Genomic DNA, 19,251 nt, shown 5'->3' on the forward strand with positions numbered 1-19,251 from the left:
GTTGTAGTACGCGCAGCACAGGTAGCACGCTAAAAGGCCCGCCATCGCGGGCTTTTTTGTTTTCCGGCGTTCATCGCGGCATGCGCCGGACCGGGATCGCGCGAGCGTCGGCGCTCACACCGCGCCCTGTCAGCCACCGTCAGCCACCCACGACGACACGCCGCCTCTGCAGTTGCAACTGCCCATCCGTTCCGACCGACTCCGCGTCGCACGCCATCACCCGGTCTCCTGCCCACTTCGGATCACGGCAGTTCTTCGATTCGAGGATCTTCTTTCCCGCGTCGTCGAAGACCAGCACGCCGTGAACCACGTGCCCCGACAAGAGCCCCCGCACACATTCGAACGCGACGTACGCGCGCTGCGCACTCGCATCGGCCGGATCGACGCAGTCGTTGTCCAGCAGAAGATGCCTGCCCTTGCGGTTCGCGAGGACCACACGCTCGCGGCGCCCTTCGAGCAGATCGTCCGGCTCGCTCACGAAGTAGCGAACGATGATGAGACTGCGGCCGTCGTTGAGCGGCCGCAGGAGCGTGAGGCGATCACCCGCTTCCCACTTCGAGGCGCCCTCGGGAATCCGCGCGATCGAGCGATCGACGACACTCGCCCTCAGCGCGAGCAGCGAGCCGGGACGCACGTCGCAAGGCCTCAGGTAGGCGTCCGGGACCAGCTTGCGGATGCGCTGCCGCGCGGCCAGCGCGGGCTTGTCCGCCGTGGCCGTGGCGGCCACCCAGGTGAACACGTTCTGCTTGTCGCCGCAGTCGGCCGTCTGGATGACGAACCCGTCGGGAACGAGCCGGTAGAGCGGCTCGGCCCTCTTCGCAATCCCCGCCGCGGAAGGATCGCTCGGGCCGGCCACGAGCCACAGCCGCTCCGCGCTTGCCGGCAGCGCGACGGCAAAGAAGAGCGCCGCCGCGCACATCAGGCGCCGCGCTCCGGCACGCATCCCGGGTACTGCGCGACTTGCGCGACGGCCTGAGTCGCGGCGCCGAACATCGGCGGGCACGTCGCTGCACAGGCTCGTCGTTCCGGGTTCCGCTGGCATCGGCAGCGCGCGCATCCATGGGTCCTTGGCTCGGAATGGTTGGACTTCAGTCTAGAAGCACCGCTACGGCGGGTCAACGAATCGGGAACGCCCGACGGCGCGAGCCCTCTTCGTTCAACGCCGATGCGCAGGCCCGCACCACTTTCCAATTGACACCATTTCCGAACCCGCTAAAATAGCGGGCTTGCTGTACCCCTTGGCCCAGGTGGCGGAATTGGTAGACGCACTAGGTTCAGGTCCTAGCGGTGGCAACACCGTGGAGGTTCGAGTCCTCTCCTGGGCACCAAGGTCCCTTCAGTAGCGATAAGCAACAAGCAAGCGGCAGCAAACCGATCACCCCACAGAACGTCGTTCGTGGGGTTTTTTGTTTTCAGCACGTTTTCAAACGCCCCCGCGCCGCGCAATACAAATTCAATTCAATGTTCTTTCATTTTATTTATATCCCGTGATATTCGAACGGAATATGAATCCTGACCGTATCGATTAATAAAAATATCACACGGGTTAATACGGATTTTTCCGTGCTTTACGAGCAGTTGATTAAACGTCGGCGTACACTCGTTCGTGCCCGGAACCGCGGGCGCCTCGTGCGGCCGGGCCGCTCGCCCTTCCAGCCGCATCGCAATCCGATCAGACCAATCGCATAAAAACGGGAGAACACGCCGATGAGCTGGACGCGCGAACAGAGAAACGTGACGATTGCCGCCTATTTGGGCTGGACACTCGATGCATTCGATTTTTTCCTGATGGTTTTCGTATTGAGGGATATCGCCGCCGAATTCAATACGAAAATCCCCGCCGTCGCAGTCGCGATTACGCTCACGCTCGCCATGCGTCCCTTGGGCGCGCTGATCTTCGGCCGGCTCGCCGACAAGTTCGGCCGACGCCCGACGCTGATGGTCAACATCGCGTGCTATTCGCTGCTGGAACTGCTCTCCGGTTTTTCGCCGAACCTGATGACGCTGATCGTCCTGCGCGCCCTCTTCGGCATCGCGATGGGCGGCGAATGGGGCGTCGGCTCCGCGCTCACGATGGAAACGGTCCCGCCGAAAGCGCGCGGCTTCGTCTCGGGCCTGCTGCAGGCGGGCTATCCGAGCGGCTACCTGCTCGCGTCGATCGTGTTCGGCGTGCTGTATCAGTATGTCGGCTGGCGCGGCATGTTCTTTATCGGCGTGGCGCCGGCGCTGCTCGTCCTCTACGTGCGCGCGCACGTGCCGGAGTCGCCCGCGTGGCGCGCGATGGAAAAGCGCCCGCGCCCGGGCCTCTTGCTCACGCTCAAGCAGAACTGGAAGCTCTCCGTCTACGCGATCGTGCTGATGACCGCGTTCAATTTCTTCTCGCACGGCACGCAGGATCTCTACCCGACCTTCCTTCGCGAACAGCATCACTTCGAGCCCCACACGGTGTCGTGGATCACCATCGTGCTGAATATCGGCGCGATCATCGGCGGGCTCTTCTTCGGCTCGATGTCGGAGAAAATCGGGCGGCGCTGGGCGATCTTCATCGCGTCGCTGATCGCGCTGCCGGTGCTGCCGCTCTGGGCGTTCTCGAGCGGCCCGGTCGCGCTCGCCTCCGGCGCATTCCTCATGCAGATCTCGGTGCAGGGCGCGTGGGGCGTGATTCCGGTGCACCTGAACGAAGTCTCGCCCGACGAGATCCGCGCAACCTTCCCCGGCCTCGTGTACCAGCTCGGCAACCTGCTCGCTTCGGTGAACGCGACGCTGCAGGCGTCGCTCGCCGTCACCCACGACAACAACTACGGGATGGCGATGGCCATTGTCGCGGGCACGGTCGCGGTGGTGATCGCGGGGCTCATCTTCTTCAGCCGGGAGCGGCGCGGCATCGACATGACGCAGTCGGCGCGGCACGTCGGGGCGGCGACCTAGCGGCTTTCGCGCGCAGCCCAAGGGCAGGAACGCAAGGCGCCTGCGGGCGCCTTGCATCATTTAGAGATGGCGCTCGATGAAAAAAACTTGCCGATGCGTCCGATCATTTTTATCTTGAAAGGTAAACACAAGTTTCGGTCAGGGAGTCGAATCGCATCTTCGCGGCCGGCCCGCCGGCACAGGAGGCGCACGTGGCAGTCCGTTTCAGCGTGGTCTCGCGTGCCGGGGCGGGGCTTGCGACCAGCGACGCTCGTTTGCGCCGCCCCCCGGTGACACGGATTCCCGCGACGCGCTCGCCCCACCCCGACGAAACCCACGGTCGCGACCGACCGCCCCACCCCCAAAACGCTTACGGCCCGCCCGGCCGCCCCCGCGCCCGCTCGCGCCCGCCCGAACCGATCGCGGTCGAGACCGCCTCGCGCCGCGCCGCGCCCGGTGCTTGCGGGAACGCCGGATGCTGCCTCCCGCAAACCGGGTCCTCGCGATAGAACATCGAAGCAAACAGAGAGGGAGGTTGTCATGACAGCAGGCTTCGTGATCGCGCTCGTAGTCATAAGCGGCGCGCTCGTCTACATGCGGGCGCACGCCGCCGCTTGGCTCGCCTGCATGGCCGCGTGGGTCGCGGGCGGGTGGTTCGCGGGCGTCACCGGCCCGGTCACGACGACGCTCCTCGCGCTCGTCCTCGTGCTGCCCGCGCTCGTGCTCGCGATCCGGCCGCTGCGCCGCGCGCTCGTGACGCGCCGCCTCTTCGGCGTGTTCAGGAGGATCCTGCCGGAGATGTCGCCGACCGAGCGCGACGCCATCGAAGCGGGCACCGTCTGGTGGGACGCCGCGCTCTTCTCCGGCCGCCCGCACTGGGACACGCTGCTCGCGCACGGGCCGGCGACGCTCACCGCCGAGGAGCAAGGCTTCATCGACAACGAATGCACGCGCCTGTGCGACCTCGCGAACGACTGGGACACGACCGCCGTCTGGCAGGACCTGTCGCCCGAAACGTGGGCGTACGTCAAGGAGCAGGGCTTTCTCGGCATGATCATCCCGAAGCAGTACGGCGGGCGGCAGTTCTCCGCCTACGCGCACTCGCAGGTGATCATGAAGCTCGCGACGCGCTGCTCCGCGGCGGCCGTCTCGGTGATGGTGCCGAATTCGCTCGGCCCCGCCGAACTGCTGATGCACTACGGCACCGAGGACCAGAAGAACCACTATCTGCCGCGCCTCGCGCGTGGCGACGAGATTCCCTGCTTCGCGCTCACGAGCCCCTACGCCGGTTCCGATGCCGCCGCGATTCCGGACGTCGGCATCGTGTGCCGCGGGCTGCACGACGGCCGCGAGACGCTCGGCTTCAAGGTGACCTGGAACAAGCGCTACATCACGCTCGGGCCGGTCGCGACGGTGCTCGGCCTCGCGTTTCGCGCGCTCGACCCCGATCATCTGCTCGGCGAGGGCGACGAACCCGGCATCACCTGCGCGCTGATTCCGACGCGCCATCCAGGGGTCAACATCGGGCGGCGCCACTGGCCGCTCAATGCGGTGTTCCAGAACGGCCCGAACTGGGGACGCGACGTCTTCATTCCGCTCGACTGGGTGATCGGCGGGCGCGCGCAGGTCGGCAACGGCTGGCGCATGCTGATGGAATGCCTCGCGGCGGGACGCGCGATCTCGCTGCCGTCGTCCAATGTCGGGATGGCGAAGCTCGCCGTGCGCGGCACCGGCGCCTACTCGGCCGTGCGCCGCCAGTTCAGGACCGCGGTCGGCAGGTTCGAGGGCGTGCAGGAAGCGCTCGGCCGCATGGGCGGCAACCTGTACGTGATGGACGCGGCGCGCAAGCTCTCCGCGCAGGCGGTCGATCTCGGCGAAAAGCCGTCGGTGATCTCGGCCATCGCGAAATATCACATCACCGAGCGCGCGCGGCAGGTCATCAATGACGGCATGGATGTCGTCGCCGGCAAGGGCGTCTGCATGGGGCCGTCGAATTTCCTTGCGCGCGCCTACCAGCAGGTGCCCATCTCGATCACGGTCGAGGGCGCGAACATTCTCACGCGCTGCCTGATCATCTTCGGGCAAGGGGCGATCCGCTGTCATCCCTACGTGCTGAAGGAAATGACCGCGACGCGCGAACCCGACCGCGCGAAGGCGCTGCGCGATTTCGACGCCGCCCTCTTCGGCCATGCCGCTTTCGTCGCGTCAAACGTGATGCGCAGCCTCGTGTTCGCGCTCGGCGGCAGCTTTCTCATTCCGGCGCCCGCCCGCGCCGACCCGCGGCTCGCACGCTACTACCGCGGGGCGACGCGCCTGTGTACCACGTTCGCGCTCGTCGCCGATGTGTCGATGTTCGTGCTCGGCGGCGAGCTCAAGCGCCGCGAGCGTCTGTCGGGGCGGCTCGGCGACGTGCTCTCGCAGCTCTACCTGATTTCCGCGACACTCAAGCGCTTCGAGGACGACGGCCGCCCCGAGGCCGACCTGCCGCTCGTGCGCTGGGGCGTCGAGGATTCGCTCGCGCGGGCGCAGACAGCCATCGACGGCGTGCTCGCGAACTATCCGCGCCGCCTGCCGGCGGCGCTCCTGCGAGCGCTCGCCTATCCGTTCGGGATGCCGCACCGGGTGCCCGGCGACGCGCTCGGCAGCGCCATCGCCGAGCTGATGCAGACGCCCGGCGACGCGCGCGAGCGCCTTATCGCGGACTCGTACGCGCCGCGCGCCGAGGTCGATCCGCTCGGGTACGGCGAGCTGGTGTTCGCGCTCAATCCGCGCTACTCGGCGATCGAGCAGAAGCTGCGCGACGCGGTGAAGCAAGGCGTGATCGCGCCGATGCCGCAGAGCCTTCCCGAGCTCGACGCCTGGGCCGCCGACGCCGAGGCGCGCGGCCTCGTCGACGCCGCCGAGCGCCAGTTGCTCGCCGATTACGCCCACTACGGCGCGCTGGCCGTGAAGGTAGATGACTTCCCCGCCGACTTCGGTATGCTCGAAGCATTGCAGCGACGCAAGGAGGCGCTCGAGCGTGAACTGGACGAAGCCATTGCCTGACACCATGAAAGACCGCTATCTGAAGTTCGTGAACTCGCCGTTCGGCGCGAGCGTCGCGCGTTCGATCGGCTTGCCGAGGCCCGAAGTGCTGCGCCGCTACCGCGCGGACCAGCCGGAGTTCGGCGGCATGGCCGCGATCGGCGCGGGTCCGTCGCCGGCGCTTTTCGAGACGCTGATCGACATTCTCGGCGCGCTCGGCATGACGGGCGTCGCGCACGAGAGCGCGCGCGGCTGGCTGCCGCTTGCCAACAGCCGCGGCGCGATGAGCGGGCGCTTCGAGCCGCAGGCGCCGGATGCGTCGGCGAGCGAGCGCGTGCAGGCGCTGATCTTCGACGGCACCGGCATTGCCGAAAGCACGCAGTTGCGCTCGCTTTACGGCTTCTTTCACGACGGCATCCGCTCGGTCGCGAAAAGCGGCCGGATCATCGTGCTCGGCCGTCCGCCCGGCTCGTGCGCCGACCCTCACGCCGCCACGGCACAGCATGCGCTCGAAGGCATGACGCGCTCGCTCGGCAAGGAAGCGCGCAGCGGCATCTCGTCGAACCTCCTCCAGGTCGCGCCGGGCGCCGACATCGAAGCGACGCTGCGCTTCTTTCTCTCGCCGCGCTCGGCCTACGTGTCGGGCCAGGCGGTTCGCATCGACGCCGCGCCGGCCGCACCACCGGCCGCGAAGCCCGCCGACTGGCGCCGCCCGCTCGAAGGCCGGCGCGCGCTCGTGACGGGCGCGGCGCGCGGCATCGGCGCATCGATTGCGGGCGTGCTCGCGAGCCAGGGCGCGCACGTGATCGGCCTCGACGTGCCGCCCGCGAAGGACGCGCTCGATCAGACCATGCTCGCGATCGAGGACGCGTCGCCCTCGGGCGGCGCCCACGCGGCGCTCGTCGCCGATATCGCCGCGCCCGGGGCGAGCGCCGAGATCGCGGCGGCGCTCGCCGCGATGGGCGGCATCGATATCGTCGTGCACAACGCGGGCATCACGAAGGACAGGACCATTGCCAAGATGACGCGCGAGGCGTGGGACAGCGTGATCGACATCAACCTGTCGGCGCAGGAGCGCATCGACGACGCGCTCCTCGCGCAAGGCGTGCTGCGCGAAGGCGGCCGGATCATCGGCGTGTCGTCGATCAGCGGCATCGCGGGCAATCTCGGCCAGACCAATTACGCGACGTCGAAGGCCGGCGTGATCGGGCGCGTGCGCAGCATGGCGCCCGTGCTGCGCACGCGCGGCATCACGATCAACGCGGTAGCGCCGGGCTTCATCGAAACGCAGATGACGGCCAGAATGCCGCTCGGCCTGCGCGAAGCCGGCAGGCGCATGAACTCGATGAGCCAGGGCGGACAGCCCGTCGACGTGGGAGAGACCGTGGCATGGCTCGCGAGCCCCGGCTGCACGGGGATCACGGGCAACGTCGTGCGCGTGTGCGGCCAGAGCCTGATCGGAGCCTGACGATGCAGGCGCTCCCCACCCAGCGCGCACGCACCGTGGTCGTGGAGACGCTGCCGCCGCCCGCGAAGCTGTACGGCCGGGCGCTGCCCGGCCTTTTCAAGCGCGCGCACGCAGCTCAATTGCCTGCGCTGCGGCTCGTGCGTCCGAGCGTCACGCTCGATGCCGAGCAGATCGGCCGCTATGCGCGGGTGTGCGGCTTCATCCCCGAGCAGGGCGTGCCGCTCACCTTCCCGCACGTGCTCGCGTTCCCGCTGCATCTGATGCTGCTCACCGACCCGGCATTTCCGTGGCCCGCGATCGGGCTCGTTCATCTGGCGAATACGGTGCGCCTGCGCAGCGCGCTCGCGGCCGGGCAGGCGCTGCGCGTGGAAGTGGAAAGCGGGCCGCTCGTCGCGCACGAAAAGGGCCAGGCGTTCACGCTGCATACGCGCATCTACCGCAGCGGCGAGGCGGTCTGGGACGGCGACAGCGTCTACCTCAAGCGCGGCGTGCTCGGCCAGCCGGTCTCGAGCGGCGACGCGAAGGGGCCCGCGCCGCTCCTCGCCCGCGAGGCGCGCTGGCAACTGCCCGCGCAGCTCGGGCGCGACTACGCGAAGGCGTCCGGCGACTTCAACCCGATTCACCTGCACACGCTGACGGCGAAGGCGTTCGGCTTTCCGCGCGCGATCGCGCACGGCATGTGGACGCTCGGACGCACGATCGCAGCGCTCCATCCGTCGAAGACGGTGCGCTCGGCCGTCGCGCACGGCGACTTCAAGCTGCCGCTCTTTTTGCCCGGCGAAGCCACGCTCTGGAGCGCGGCGCCCTCGCCCACGTCGCGCGACTTCGAGGTGCGCGACCTCGCCGGCGACAAACCGCATCTGCGCGGCCGGTTCGAATGGGAGCTGCCATGAGACGCATCGCTGCGCGCCCGCCGGTTTTCCTGATTTTCACGACTGCACCGATTGTCCCGATCATGAAACCCGCCGAGACCCGCACATGACCGCTTCCGCCCTTCCCGCCGTGCGCCGCGTCGCGATCATCGGCAGCAACCGCATTCCCTTCGCGCGCTCGAACACGGCGTACGCGACGGCGTCGAACCAGGACATGCTGACCTTCACGCTGCACGGCCTGATCGACCGCTACGACCTGCATGGGTTGCGTCTCGGCGAAGTCGCGGCGGGCGCCGTCATCAAGCATTCGCGCGACTTCAACCTCACGCGCGAGGCGCTCCTCGCCACGACGCTCGCGAAGGAAACGCCCGCCTACGACGTGCAGCAGGCCTGCGGCACGGGCCTGGAAGCGGCGATTCTCGTCGCCAACAAGATCGCGCTCGGGCAGATCGACGCGGGCATTGCGGGCGGCGTGGACACGACCTCCGACGCGCCCATCGGCGTGAACGAGCGCATGCGCAGGATCCTGCTGGAAGCGAACCGCAGCAAGTCGGCGGGACAGCGCGTCGGCGCGCTCGCGAAACTTCGCCCCGGCATGCTGTTCAGACCGCTTTTGCCGCGCAACGTCGAGCCGCGCACCGGGCTTTCGATGGGCGAGCACTGCGAGCTGATGGCCAAGCGCTGGAAGATCTCGCGCGAGGCGCAGGACGAGCTTGCCCGCGAAAGCCATCTCAAGCTCGCGGCCGCCTATGAGCGCGGCTTTCTCAACGACCTGATGACGCCCTACAAGGGCCTCGCGCGCGACAACAACCTGCGCCCCGACATCACGCTCGAGAAGCTGAACGCGCTCAAGCCCGTGTTCGACCGCGACGCCGGCACGCTCACCGCGGGCAATTCGACGCCGCTCACCGACGGCGCATCCGCCGTGCTGCTCGCGTCGGAGGAATGGGCGGCCGGCCGCAACCTGCCTGTGCTCGCCTACCTCGCGTTTTCGGCGACGGCCGCCGTCGACTATGTCGACAAGAAGGAAGGCCTTCTGATGGCGCCCGCCTACGCCGTGCCGCGCATGCTCGCGCGCGCGAACCTGAGCCTTCCGGACTTCGACTTCTACGAGATCCACGAGGCCTTCGCCGCGCAGGTGCTGTGCACGCTGAAAGCCTGGGAAGACGAAGAGTACTGCCGCACGGCGCTCGGTCTCGACGGGCCGCTCGGGTCGATCGAGAGCACGCGGCTGAACGTGAACGGCAGCTCGCTCGCGACCGGCCATCCGTTCGCGGCGACGGGCGGACGCATCGTCGGCAGCCTCGCGAAGATGCTGTCGAAGGCGCCGCGGCCCGGCGACGGCCGGCCGTTGCGCGGCCTGATCTCGATTTGCGCGGCGGGCGGCCAGGGCGTCGTCGCGATACTGGAACGCTGAGCCGGCCGCAGGAGACTCGAGCGCCGGCCTCGACGCCGGCGCCGCATGACAAAGCGCCACGCGGCGCGAATGGAGACACACGATGAACCCGCTCGAGGCATCGCCCCGCCCGGCCGCGCCGGACACGCCGCACGCAACCGACGGCATCTGGTATGGGTCGTATCCGCCGCACGTGCCGCGCGACATCGACGTGTCGCGCCACCGCTCGCTCGTGCATTTCTTCGACGAATGCGTCGCGCGGTACCGCGAGCGCGTTGCCTACGTGAGCGTCGGCTCGAGCCTCACGTACGACGCCCTCGGCCGCATGGCGCATGCGTTCGCCGCGTACCTCCAGAGCATCGGCGTGCGGCCCGGCGACCGCGTCGCGCTGATGATGCCGAACACGTTCCAGTACCCCGTGACCCTCTTCGGCACGCTATGCGCGGGCGCGATCGTCGTCAACGTCAACCCGCTCTACACGGTGCGCGAGCTCGCGTATCAGCTGAAGGACAGCGGCGCGCAGACCATCGTCGTGTTCGAGAACTTCGCGAAGACGCTCGAGGACGCGCTGCCCGGCACACGCGTGAAGAACGTGATCGTGACCAGCCTGGGCGATCTGCTCGAAAGCGGCATCAACCTGAAGGGCCACGCGCTCAACTTCATCCTGCGCCACGTGAAGAAGACGGTGCCGCCCTACCATCTCCCGCAGGCCGTGCGCCTGTGCGACGCGCTCGACGCCAGGCGCAGGCTCGAGCCCGCGCCGGTGCGCTCGGGCCACGGCGACATCGCGTTCCTGCAGTACACCGGCGGCACGACCGGCGTCGCGAAGGGCGCGATGCTCACGCACCGCAACGTCATCGCGAACCTGCTGCAGGCGACGGCCTGGGTCGAAGGACAGCTCGCAGGCGAAGCCCAAACCGTGCTCACGCCGCTGCCGCTCTATCACATCTATTCGCTGACAGTGAACGCGCTGATCTTCATGGGCCTGGGCGGGCGCAATATCCTGATCGCGAATCCGCGAGACACGAAGCGCATGATGCGCGTCCTGCGCCACGAGACGTTCACCGGCATCACCGCGCTCAACTCGCTCTACAGCGCGTTTCTCGATAACGAAGCGTTTCGCAAGCGCGATTTCTCGAAGCTCAAGCTCGCGATGGCGGGCGGCACGGCGACGCAGAAGGCCGTCGCCGAGCGCTTCCGGCAGGTGACGGGGCAGCCGATCATCGAAGGCTACGGCCTCACCGAATGCTCGCCGATCGTCTCGATGACGCCGGTGGAAATCGGCCACCAGCGGGAATTCGACGGCACCGTCGGCGTGCCCGCGCCCGCGACGCTCGTCCGCATGCGCCGCGAAGACGGCACGTGGGCCGGCGTCGACGAGCCGGGCGAGCTGTGCGTGAAAGGGCCGCAGGTGATGAAAGGCTACTGGAACCGGCCGGAGGACACCGCGCAGGTCATCGACGAGCACGGCTGGCTCGCGACCGGCGACATCGGCGTGATGAATGCGCACGGCTTCATTCGCCTGATCGATCGCAAGAAGGACATGATTCTCGTGTCCGGGTTCAACGTCTACCCCAACGAGATCGAGGACGTGCTGGCGATGCACCCGAACGTGCGCTCGGTGGCGGCGATCGGCATTCCGGATGCGGTCGCGGGCGAGCGCGTCAAGGTATTCGTCGTGCCGCGCGAAAAATCGCTGACGATGGAACAAGTGATCGCTTTTTGTCGTTTACACCTGACAGGCTACAAGGTGCCCGTCGCGGTCGAGTTCCGCGAATCGTTGCCTCAAACGACCATCGGCAAGATACTGCGACGTGAACTGCGCGACGCGGAACTGGCCAAAGCGAAGGACTAGACCACGGAGAACGACTTCATGCCGCATGCCCGAATTCGCCTGAAACCGGCATCGGCCCTACTGCTCGCCTGCGCCGCGTTCTGCTCGCAGGCTTTTTTTCAGGCGCACGCGCAGATCTCGGCGGTGGCGCTCTCCAACCCGGCCGCGGCGGCGGGCACCAGTCCGGTGCGCGCGGCAAGCGACAGCGCCGCGCCGGCCACGCCCGCCGCGCAGGTCGGCAAGCTCACGCTCGATCAGCAGGTCCGCTGGCTCGGCCGCGCGGCCAGAAGCGGCATGCTCGCGAGGATGCAGGATGCGGATCTCGTCGCGCTCTTCCAGTCGCTCGACCCGCTCACGCTGCCGCGCTATCTCAAGGAAGGGCCGAACGGCTACCCGTCATACGAATTCACCATGGTGCGGCGCGAGCGCATCAAGGGCAAATGGCCCGATCAGGCCGATCACATGCTCGTGCGCGTCACGCGCAACCCGTTGCGCATCTATGCGAAGTGGCTGCCGGACGGCGCGCACGCGGGCCAGGAAGTCATTTACGACGAATCGAAGCGCCCTGACCAGATGTACGGCCACCTCGGGGGCCTCCTGAGCGTCGTGCCGCTGTGGGCATCGCTTGACGGACCGCTCGCGCGCGTGCAGTCGAATCACTCGCTGCGCGATCTCGGTCTCGAATACATCACGCAGCAGTTTCTCACGGAGGGCAAGAAGTTCGCCGGTTCCGGCGTCATGCGCCCGAGCAGCATCGCGGTGAAGACGGTGGACGGCGTGCGGGTGGTCGCGTTCACCTACGACATGCCGGGCGGGCAGCCCACCTTCTACGCGAAGAGGGAAATCCTCGGGCTCGACTTGCGTCGCCCGTATTTCCGGGCGGTGGAATCGTTCGACAACGACGGCGATATCTTCGAAAGCATCCTCTTCAAGACGATCACGCCGAAAACCTTCGACGACAGCACCTTCGATCCGAAAAACCCCGACTACAGTTTCTGATCGAGCCACGTCCTCAGACCGCGACACCAAATGTAACAACGCCACCGGCGCGTTTTAAGTTTCGGCTAAGAATCGGCCGATAAATTTCCCGCACTCCATCGACATTCTCGTGGCCACAAGCCACACACCGCCCAAGATAATACAAGGAGTTCGTCATGAACCTCCGGCCAGCATCGGCTCCCGTGCGAGCCATAAAACGGCTCCTGAGCCACCACGAAATCGCCACGCTGCTGCTTTTGCTCTCCGCGCCGATCGACGTCCTGGCGGCCACACCCGATGTCGCCTCGCTGCAGGAATACGGCTACGTCGAGATCGTGTCGCCGACGGCCGGCGAGGCGAAGGTGCAACTGACCCCGGACGGCGACGCAGTCCTGCGCGGACTGGGCGTGACCTGAACGCCGCGGCCGGCGTTCGCGGCCGAACGTGGGGCATCCGATCTCTGCAATAATCGATCGTCCACACAAAACCGATCGACGAGGAGATATCCGCAATGCCCGCCATCGAACCCATTGTTCAACGTGTGCTGCTCACCAACGACGACGGCATCGACGCGCCCGGCCTCGCCGCGCTCGAAGCCGTCGCAGCCGAAATCGCGCATGAAGTCTGGGTCATCGCGCCCGAGCACGACCAGAGCGGCACGTCTCACTCCATCAGCCTGCATTCGCCGCTGCGCGTGAGCCGCCAGGGCGAGCGGCGCTTCGGCGTGCAGGGCACGCCGGGCGACTGCGTCGTCATGGCCGCGCGCCATCTGATGAAGGACGCGCCGCCGACGCTCGTGCTGTCCGGCATCAACCGCGGCGCAAATCTCGGCGTCGAGACGATGTTTTCCGGCACGGTCGGCGCCGCGATGACGGGCCTCCTGCTCGGCTTGCCGTCGATCGCGCTCAGCCAGACGTTCACCGACCGCGAAAACGTCCGCTGGGACACCGCCCGCGCCCTTGCGCCGGGCGTGATCCGCCAGTTGCTTGCGATCTCGCACAATGCGCCCACCTGCCTGAACGTCAATTTCCCCGATTGCGATGCGTCGGCGGCCGGCCCGCTCACGGTGACGACGCAAGGCCTCGGTCTGGTCGAGGGCATCGATGTGCTGACGGAGATCGATCCACGCGGCCTGCCCTACCACTGGCTGCGGTTCCAGCGCGGGCCGCGCGCGAATGCGCCGGAGAGCGAGACGGCCGTGGTGGCGTCGGGCCGGGTGTCGGTTACGCCGTTGCACTTCGACCGCACCGACACCGGCACGTTCGCCACGCTCGAAGCGGGACTTCGGGCCGCGCGCTGACGCGTGCCGCCATTCGCGCGGCGGGTCGCCGGGGTGCTGGTTTGTCTACCCGCCGATCACCGCGCGGAATCACGCATTGGCTGGTTCGAACCGCTGCGCCGGGCGCGAGCCTCGGCGCACGCTTTGCTAGAAGACTTCCTACAAAACGACGTCCGCGCATTCGCGTATTCTGGCGGCCACATCGCGCGGAACAATACGACCAGGCACGACCTGAGCGCGATGACATTTCAGTTCAGGGAGGAAGCATGACGCGTTTCACTGCCTACGCCTTCGGGCGCATGGCGCTTGCCGGGGCGCTCGTCGCATCTGCGGGGCTCGCCATGGCGCAATCGGACACGCCCGTCGGCACATGGCAGACCATCGACGACAGCACCGGCAAACCGAAAGCCATCGTCCAGATCACCGAGGACGACGCCGGCGCGCTCAACGGAAAAATCCTGCGGGGACTCGGTGAAAACGACCAGCCCGAGCGCCGCTGCACCGCCTGTACCGACGCGCGCAAGGATCAACTGGTCAAGGGCATGACGATCATCACCGGAATGAAGCAGGACGGCAGCAACTGGAGCGGCGGCCAGATCCTCGACCCCGAAAGCGGCAAGCTCTACAAGTGCAAGATGCACCTCGAGGACGGTGGCCAGAAACTGGTGGTACGCGGGTATATCGGCGTGTCGCTGCTGGGGCGCTCGCAGACCTGGCTGCGCCAGCAGTAGACGAAAGCGCGACGCAAAAAAGCCGGTCAAGGACGTTCGTCCTTGACCGGCTTTTTTGTTTGCCGTGCGTTGCTTGAGCCAGAACTCACGCCGCCTGGCGGATTCCACCGGGCAGATAGCGCAGCGGCATGATTGCGGGGTCGACCGCCGCATTGTCTGCCTCGGCTGTTGCGGTTGTCCCGGCGGTTGCGACGGATGTCGCGAGTTCCGCGGGCACGCGCATGCGCGATGTCATCAGCGAGTAGAGCCCTTCGCCCGACGGTCCGAACAGTTGCAGCATGACGCGCGCCAGCACGCCGGAGTCGTGCCACGCCTTGAAGCGCCGGTGGCAAGTCTGATACGAAGGATATTTGCGCGGCAGCGTGGACCACGACGCGCCGCTATACATCACCCAGAGCACACCGTTCAGCACGGCACGGGTATTTGCCAGGGGCCGTCCGCGCAGTTCCGAGCGCGGACGCAGTTCGGGCAGCAGCGGTGCCACCATCTGCCATTCTTCATCGGTCATGTCGCGGTAAGGCTTCACGGTTTTCTCCATCCACAAGTAGGCGTGCAGAGAAGATACCGGTCGGCCCGAAGCGCCGACATCAGAGATGTCCGAATCTTGAAATTGAAGAGCAAGCCTTGAGCCGATTGGCCTGCCACGGATTTTTGATTCTCGTATTCAGGTAAGCGAAGTATCGACGATGCGTCGCGGCGTCTCCAGATATTCCTTCGACTGCATCTCGACGATGCGCGAAACCGTGCGCGCAAACTCGTTCGCCATCGGACCTTCGACGTAAAGCTGCTCCGCCGGAACCGCCGCCGACATCAGGAGCTTCACCTTGTGGTCGTAGAACACGTCGATCAACCACGTAAAGCGGCGCGCCTCGGACGCCATGCGCGGCGACATCTGCGGCACGTCGGAGAGAATCACCGCGTGAAAGCGGCTCGCCAACTCCAGGTAGTCGTTCTGCGAGCGCGGGCCGCCGCACAGCGTAGCGAAATCGAACCACACGACGCCGTCCGCACGGCGCAACGCCTTCAGTTCGCGCTTTTCGATGTGCAGAAGCGGGCTTTCGTCGGGGACGGCGGCGAGCTTCGCGAAGTCGGCGCGCAGAGCCTTGTCCGCGGCTGCGCCGAGCGGCGTGTGATACGCCGTCACCTGCGAGAGCGTGCGCTTTCTGTAGTCCGTGCCCGCGTCGACGTTGATCACGTCGAGCTTCGACTTGATCAGCTCGATCGCGGGCAGCAGCCGGTCGCGATGCAGGCCGTCGGGATACAGCGTGTCCGGGTCGTAGTTGGACGTCATCACGAACTGCACGCCGTTGTTGAAGAGGCGGTCGAGCAGCCGGTACAGGATCATCGCATCGGCGATATCGGAGACATGGAACTCGTCGAAGCAGATCAGCCGATAGCGCTTCGCCACGCGCCGCGCGAGTTCGTCGAGCGGGTCGGCCTGCCCCTTCAGCTCCTCCAGTTCACGATGCACCTCGCGCATGAACTCGTGAAAATGCAGCCGCGTCTTGCGCTGCACCGGCACGACGGCGAAGAAGCTGTCCATCAGGAAGCTCTTGCCGCGCCCGACGCCGCCCCACATGTACACGCCGCGCGGCAGATCGGGATGCACGAGGAGCTTCTTGAACGCGTTGGAGCGGCGGGCCTTGTACGCCACCCATTCTTCATAGCAGCGCTGCAGGCGCCCGACTGCCGCGAGTTGCGCCGCGTCCGACTGATAACCCCGAGTCTGCAGTTCGTGTTCGTAGTATTCGTTGACGTTCATGATGCCGCGATGTTGCCCGTGATATGACAAAGGCGAGCGGGATAACTCCCGCCCGCCTTCGTCGTGGTGCCGCCCGGGTGCTGCTGGGAGTTACATGTTGAGCGCGCGCTTGTCGACGGCAAGCGCCGCTTCACGCATGACTTCCGAGAGCGACGGGTGCGGATGGCAGATCCGGCCGATGTCTTCCGACGCCGCCTTGAACTCCATCGCCACCACGGCTTCCGCGATCAGGTCCGACGCGTCCGCGGCAATGATGTGCACGCCGAGGATCTCGTCGGTCTTCGCGTCGGCGATCATCTTGACGAAGCCGTCGGCCTTGTTGATGCCGAGCGCGCGGCCGTTCGCCATCATCGGGAACTGGCCCGACTTGATCTCGCGGCCTTCGGCCTTCAGCTGCTGCTCCGTCTTGCCGACCCACGCGATTTCCGGCTCGGTGTAGATCACCCACGGAATGCAGTTGTAGTCGATATGCGGCTTCTGGCCGTCGATGATCTCGGCCACCAGCACGCCCTCGTCTTCCGCCTTGTGCGCGAGCATCGGGCCGCGCACCACGTCGCCGATCGCGTACACGTTCGGCACGGCGGTCGCGCAGTGATCGTCAACCGGGATGAAGCCGCGCTCGTCCGCCTTCAGGCCGATGGCTTCCAGACCGAGGTTGTCGGTGTTCGGCACGCGGCCGATCGACACGATCAGGCGGTCCGCTTCGAGCTCTTTCGCGTTGCCGTCCTTGTCGGTGTAGGCGAGCGACACGCTGTTGTCGGTCGTCTTCACCTCGCCGATCTTCACGCCGAGGTGGATGTCGAGGCCCTGCTTCTTGAACTGCTTCGCGGCTTCCTTCGCGAGCGCGTCGTCGCATGCACCCAGGAACTGCGGCAGCGCTTCGAGCACGGTCACGTCCGAGCCGAGGCGGCGCCACACCGAGCCGAGCTCCAGCCCGATCACGCCCGCGCCGATCACGGCGAGCTTCTTCGGCACGGCGTCGAACGAGAGCGCGCCCTCGTTGTCGGCGACGATCTTGTTGTCGACCGGAATGTTCGGCAGATGGCGCGCCTTCGAGCCCGTCGCGATGATCACGTTCTTCGCCGTGACTACTTCGGTTTCACCCTCGCCCGACACTTCGATCTGCACGCCGGCGTCCGTCTTGCCGGTGAACTTGCCGTGGCCCTTCAGCCACGTGATCTTGTTCTTGCGGAACAGAAACTCGATGCCTTTCGTCATTTTCTCGACGATGCTTTCCTTGCGGGCGAGCATCTTCGAGACGTCGAGCTTCACATCCGACACATTGATGCCGTGGTCGCCGAGATGCTTCGTGGCATTTTCGAACTCTTCCGACGACGCAAGCAGCGCCTTCGACGGAATGCAGCCCACGTTCAGGCACGTGCCGCCGAGCTTGAGCGCCCCGGCCGGGTTCTTCCACTTCTCGATACACGCAACCGACTTGCCGAGCTGCGCCGCGCGAATCGCCGCGATGTAGCCGCCGGGGCCGGCGCCGATCACGACGACGTCAAATTCCTTGGACATGACTTTCCTTCTCTTGTTGGAGTCGCGGCGCGCGCGAGCCTATCGCGCGCGCCGTGCGTCTCTGAATGTTTACAGATCCAGCAGCAGGCGGGCCGGATCTTCCAGCGCGTCCTTCATCGCGACGAGCGAGAGCACGGCTTCGCGGCCGTCGATGATCCGGTGGTCGTACGACAGCGCCAGATAGTTCATCGGGCGGATCACGATCTGGCCGTTTTCGACCACGGCGCGTTCCTTCGTCGCGTGCACGCCGAGGATCGCCGACTGCGGCGGGTTGATGATCGGGGTCGAGAGCATCGAGCCGAACACGCCGCCGTTCGAGATGGAGAACGTGCCGCCTGTCATTTCATCGATGGAAAGCTTGCCGTCCTTCGCCTTCTGGCCGAATTCGGCGATCTTCTTTTCGATGTCCGCGAGGCTCATCTGGTCCGCGTTGCGCAGGATCGGCACCACGAGGCCGCGCGGCGAGCCGACCGCGATACCGATGTCGAAGTAGCCGTGATAGACGATGTCATTGCCGTCGATCGACGCGTTCACGAGCGGGAACTTCTTGAGCGCGTGGACGGCGGCCTTCACGAAGAACGACATGAAGCCGAGCTTCACGCCGTGTTCCTTCTCGAAGCGGTCCTTGTACTTGTTGCGCAGGTCCATGACCGGCGCCATGTTGACTTCGTTGAACGTCGTCAGGATGGCGTTGGTCTGCTGCGATTCGAGCAGACGCTCGGCAATGCGCGCACGCAGGCGCGACATCGGCACACGCTGCTCCGGACGGTCCTTCAGCCACTGGTCTGCGGATCCGGGCGCCTTCACGTCCGGCAGCGCGGGCTTGGCTGCACGGGCAGCCGGTGCCGGCGCGGCCTTGGGAGCGGAGACCGCGGGAGTGGCCGGCACGGCCGGTGCGCCTTGCGTCGCGGCAAGCGCGTCGCCCTTGGTGATGCGGCCGTCGCGGCCCGAGCCCGCGACCTCGTCGGCCGCGATGCCCTTCTCGGCCAGGATCTTGCCCGCAGCCGGCGATGCGGTGCTGCCAGCACTGGCAGAGGCGGCCGGCGCGGCAGCCTCTGCTGCGACGGGCGCGGGCTTCACTTCGGCGTCGCCGGCAGCGGCAACCGCGGCAGGCGCTGCGCCCGCTTTCGCTTCCGTGTCGATCTTCGCGATGATTTCGTCGGCGATGACGATGTCGCCGTCATGCTTGATCACTTGCGCGAGCACGCCGGCGGACGGCGCGGGCACTTCGAGCACGACCTTGTCGGTTTCGATTTCGATCAGGATTTCGTCTTGCGCGACCGCTTCGCCGGGCTTCTTCTTCCACTGCAGCATGGTGGCTTCCGAAACCGATTCGGAAAGCTGGGGAACCTTGACTTCTACAATAGCCATTCTGATTGTCCTAATACGTGTCTTGTGAGAACGAACCCTGTGGCCGCCGCGCGCATCGATCGATTGCGAGCGCCGCGACGCAGCCACACGAGCGGACCGGAAAGGTTT

General features: G+C 66.5%; 15 protein-coding genes and 1 tRNA gene. 11 read left to right on the forward strand and 5 right to left on the reverse strand.

Features of this window, described 5'->3' with window-relative positions; genetic code table 11:
• Positions 1-139: 139 nt before the first annotated feature.
• Positions 140-943: a hypothetical protein gene (locus tag BG61_RS05815; protein ID WP_129572121.1), complete on the reverse strand. Its 804-nt coding sequence runs from the start codon at positions 941-943 to the stop codon at positions 140-142.
• Between the two features lie 298 nt (positions 944-1,241).
• Between BG61_RS05815 and BG61_RS05820 the strand changes: the two genes are divergently transcribed.
• The 11 genes from BG61_RS05820 (at position 1,242) to BG61_RS05870 (ending at position 14,489) form a co-directional block, all read left to right on the forward strand.
• Positions 1,242-1,328, forward strand: a tRNA-Leu gene (locus tag BG61_RS05820).
• 379 nt (positions 1,329-1,707) lie between these two features.
• On the forward strand, positions 1,708-2,928 hold the full coding sequence (locus BG61_RS05825) for an MFS transporter (RefSeq protein ID WP_035930601.1): 1,221 nt from the start codon (positions 1,708-1,710) through the stop codon (positions 2,926-2,928).
• A 519-nt stretch (positions 2,929-3,447) separates the two neighbouring features.
• Positions 3,448-5,952, forward strand: coding sequence for an acyl-CoA dehydrogenase (locus BG61_RS05830; RefSeq protein WP_035934041.1), 2,505 nt, complete (start codon positions 3,448-3,450; stop codon positions 5,950-5,952).
• Positions 5,953-5,956: 4 nt separating this feature from the next.
• A complete protein-coding gene (locus BG61_RS05835) occupies positions 5,957-7,399 on the forward strand; it encodes a 3-oxoacyl-ACP reductase (protein ID WP_035934040.1) in 1,443 nt (480 codons plus the stop codon).
• Between the two features lie 2 nt (positions 7,400-7,401).
• The gene (locus BG61_RS05840) at positions 7,402-8,292 is read left to right on the forward strand and encodes a MaoC family dehydratase (protein WP_035934039.1); all 891 of its coding nucleotides are present in this window, start codon (positions 7,402-7,404) and stop codon (positions 8,290-8,292) included.
• A gap of 85 nt (positions 8,293-8,377) precedes the next feature.
• A complete protein-coding gene (locus BG61_RS05845) occupies positions 8,378-9,688 on the forward strand; it encodes an acetyl-CoA C-acetyltransferase (RefSeq protein ID WP_035934038.1) in 1,311 nt (436 codons plus the stop codon).
• A gap of 82 nt (positions 9,689-9,770) precedes the next feature.
• Complete coding sequence (locus BG61_RS05850) at positions 9,771-11,522, forward strand: AMP-binding protein (protein WP_035934035.1); 1,752 nt, start codon at positions 9,771-9,773, stop codon at positions 11,520-11,522.
• Positions 11,523-11,540: 18 nt separating this feature from the next.
• A complete protein-coding gene (locus BG61_RS05855; protein WP_075584117.1) occupies positions 11,541-12,500 on the forward strand; it encodes a DUF1571 domain-containing protein in 960 nt (319 codons plus the stop codon).
• Between the two features lie 155 nt (positions 12,501-12,655).
• Entirely contained in the window at positions 12,656-12,895 is a 240-nt protein-coding gene (locus BG61_RS05860; protein ID WP_035934034.1) for a hypothetical protein, read from the forward strand.
• Between the two features lie 95 nt (positions 12,896-12,990).
• Complete coding sequence (gene surE / locus BG61_RS05865) at positions 12,991-13,779, forward strand: 5'/3'-nucleotidase SurE (RefSeq protein ID WP_035934032.1); 789 nt, start codon at positions 12,991-12,993, stop codon at positions 13,777-13,779.
• A gap of 245 nt (positions 13,780-14,024) precedes the next feature.
• Positions 14,025-14,489 (forward strand): DUF2147 domain-containing protein, encoded by a 465-nt coding sequence (locus BG61_RS05870; RefSeq protein WP_035934027.1) that lies wholly within the window; start codon positions 14,025-14,027, stop codon positions 14,487-14,489.
• An 85-nt stretch (positions 14,490-14,574) separates the two neighbouring features.
• Here the strand turns inward: BG61_RS05870 and BG61_RS05875 are convergent, their stop codons facing one another.
• The 4 genes from BG61_RS05875 to odhB all read right to left on the reverse strand — a co-directional run bounded on the left by BG61_RS05875 (position 14,575) and on the right by odhB (position 19,143).
• Entirely contained in the window at positions 14,575-15,015 is a 441-nt protein-coding gene (locus tag BG61_RS05875; protein WP_051672305.1) for a transposase, read from the reverse strand.
• A 138-nt stretch (positions 15,016-15,153) separates the two neighbouring features.
• A complete protein-coding gene (zapE, locus tag BG61_RS05880) occupies positions 15,154-16,251 on the reverse strand; it encodes a cell division protein ZapE (protein ID WP_035934026.1) in 1,098 nt (365 codons plus the stop codon).
• Positions 16,252-16,341: 90 nt separating this feature from the next.
• Positions 16,342-17,772, reverse strand: coding sequence for a dihydrolipoyl dehydrogenase (lpdA, locus tag BG61_RS05885; RefSeq protein ID WP_035934024.1), 1,431 nt, complete (start codon positions 17,770-17,772; stop codon positions 16,342-16,344).
• Positions 17,773-17,841: 69 nt separating this feature from the next.
• Positions 17,842-19,143 (reverse strand): 2-oxoglutarate dehydrogenase complex dihydrolipoyllysine-residue succinyltransferase, encoded by a 1,302-nt coding sequence (gene odhB / locus BG61_RS05890; RefSeq protein WP_035934022.1) that lies wholly within the window; start codon positions 19,141-19,143, stop codon positions 17,842-17,844.
• Between the last annotated feature and the right edge of the window lie 108 nt (positions 19,144-19,251).

The sequence above is a fragment of the Caballeronia glathei genome (assembly GCF_000698595.1).
In the GTDB taxonomy this organism is placed as follows: domain Bacteria; phylum Pseudomonadota; class Gammaproteobacteria; order Burkholderiales; family Burkholderiaceae; genus Caballeronia; species Caballeronia glathei.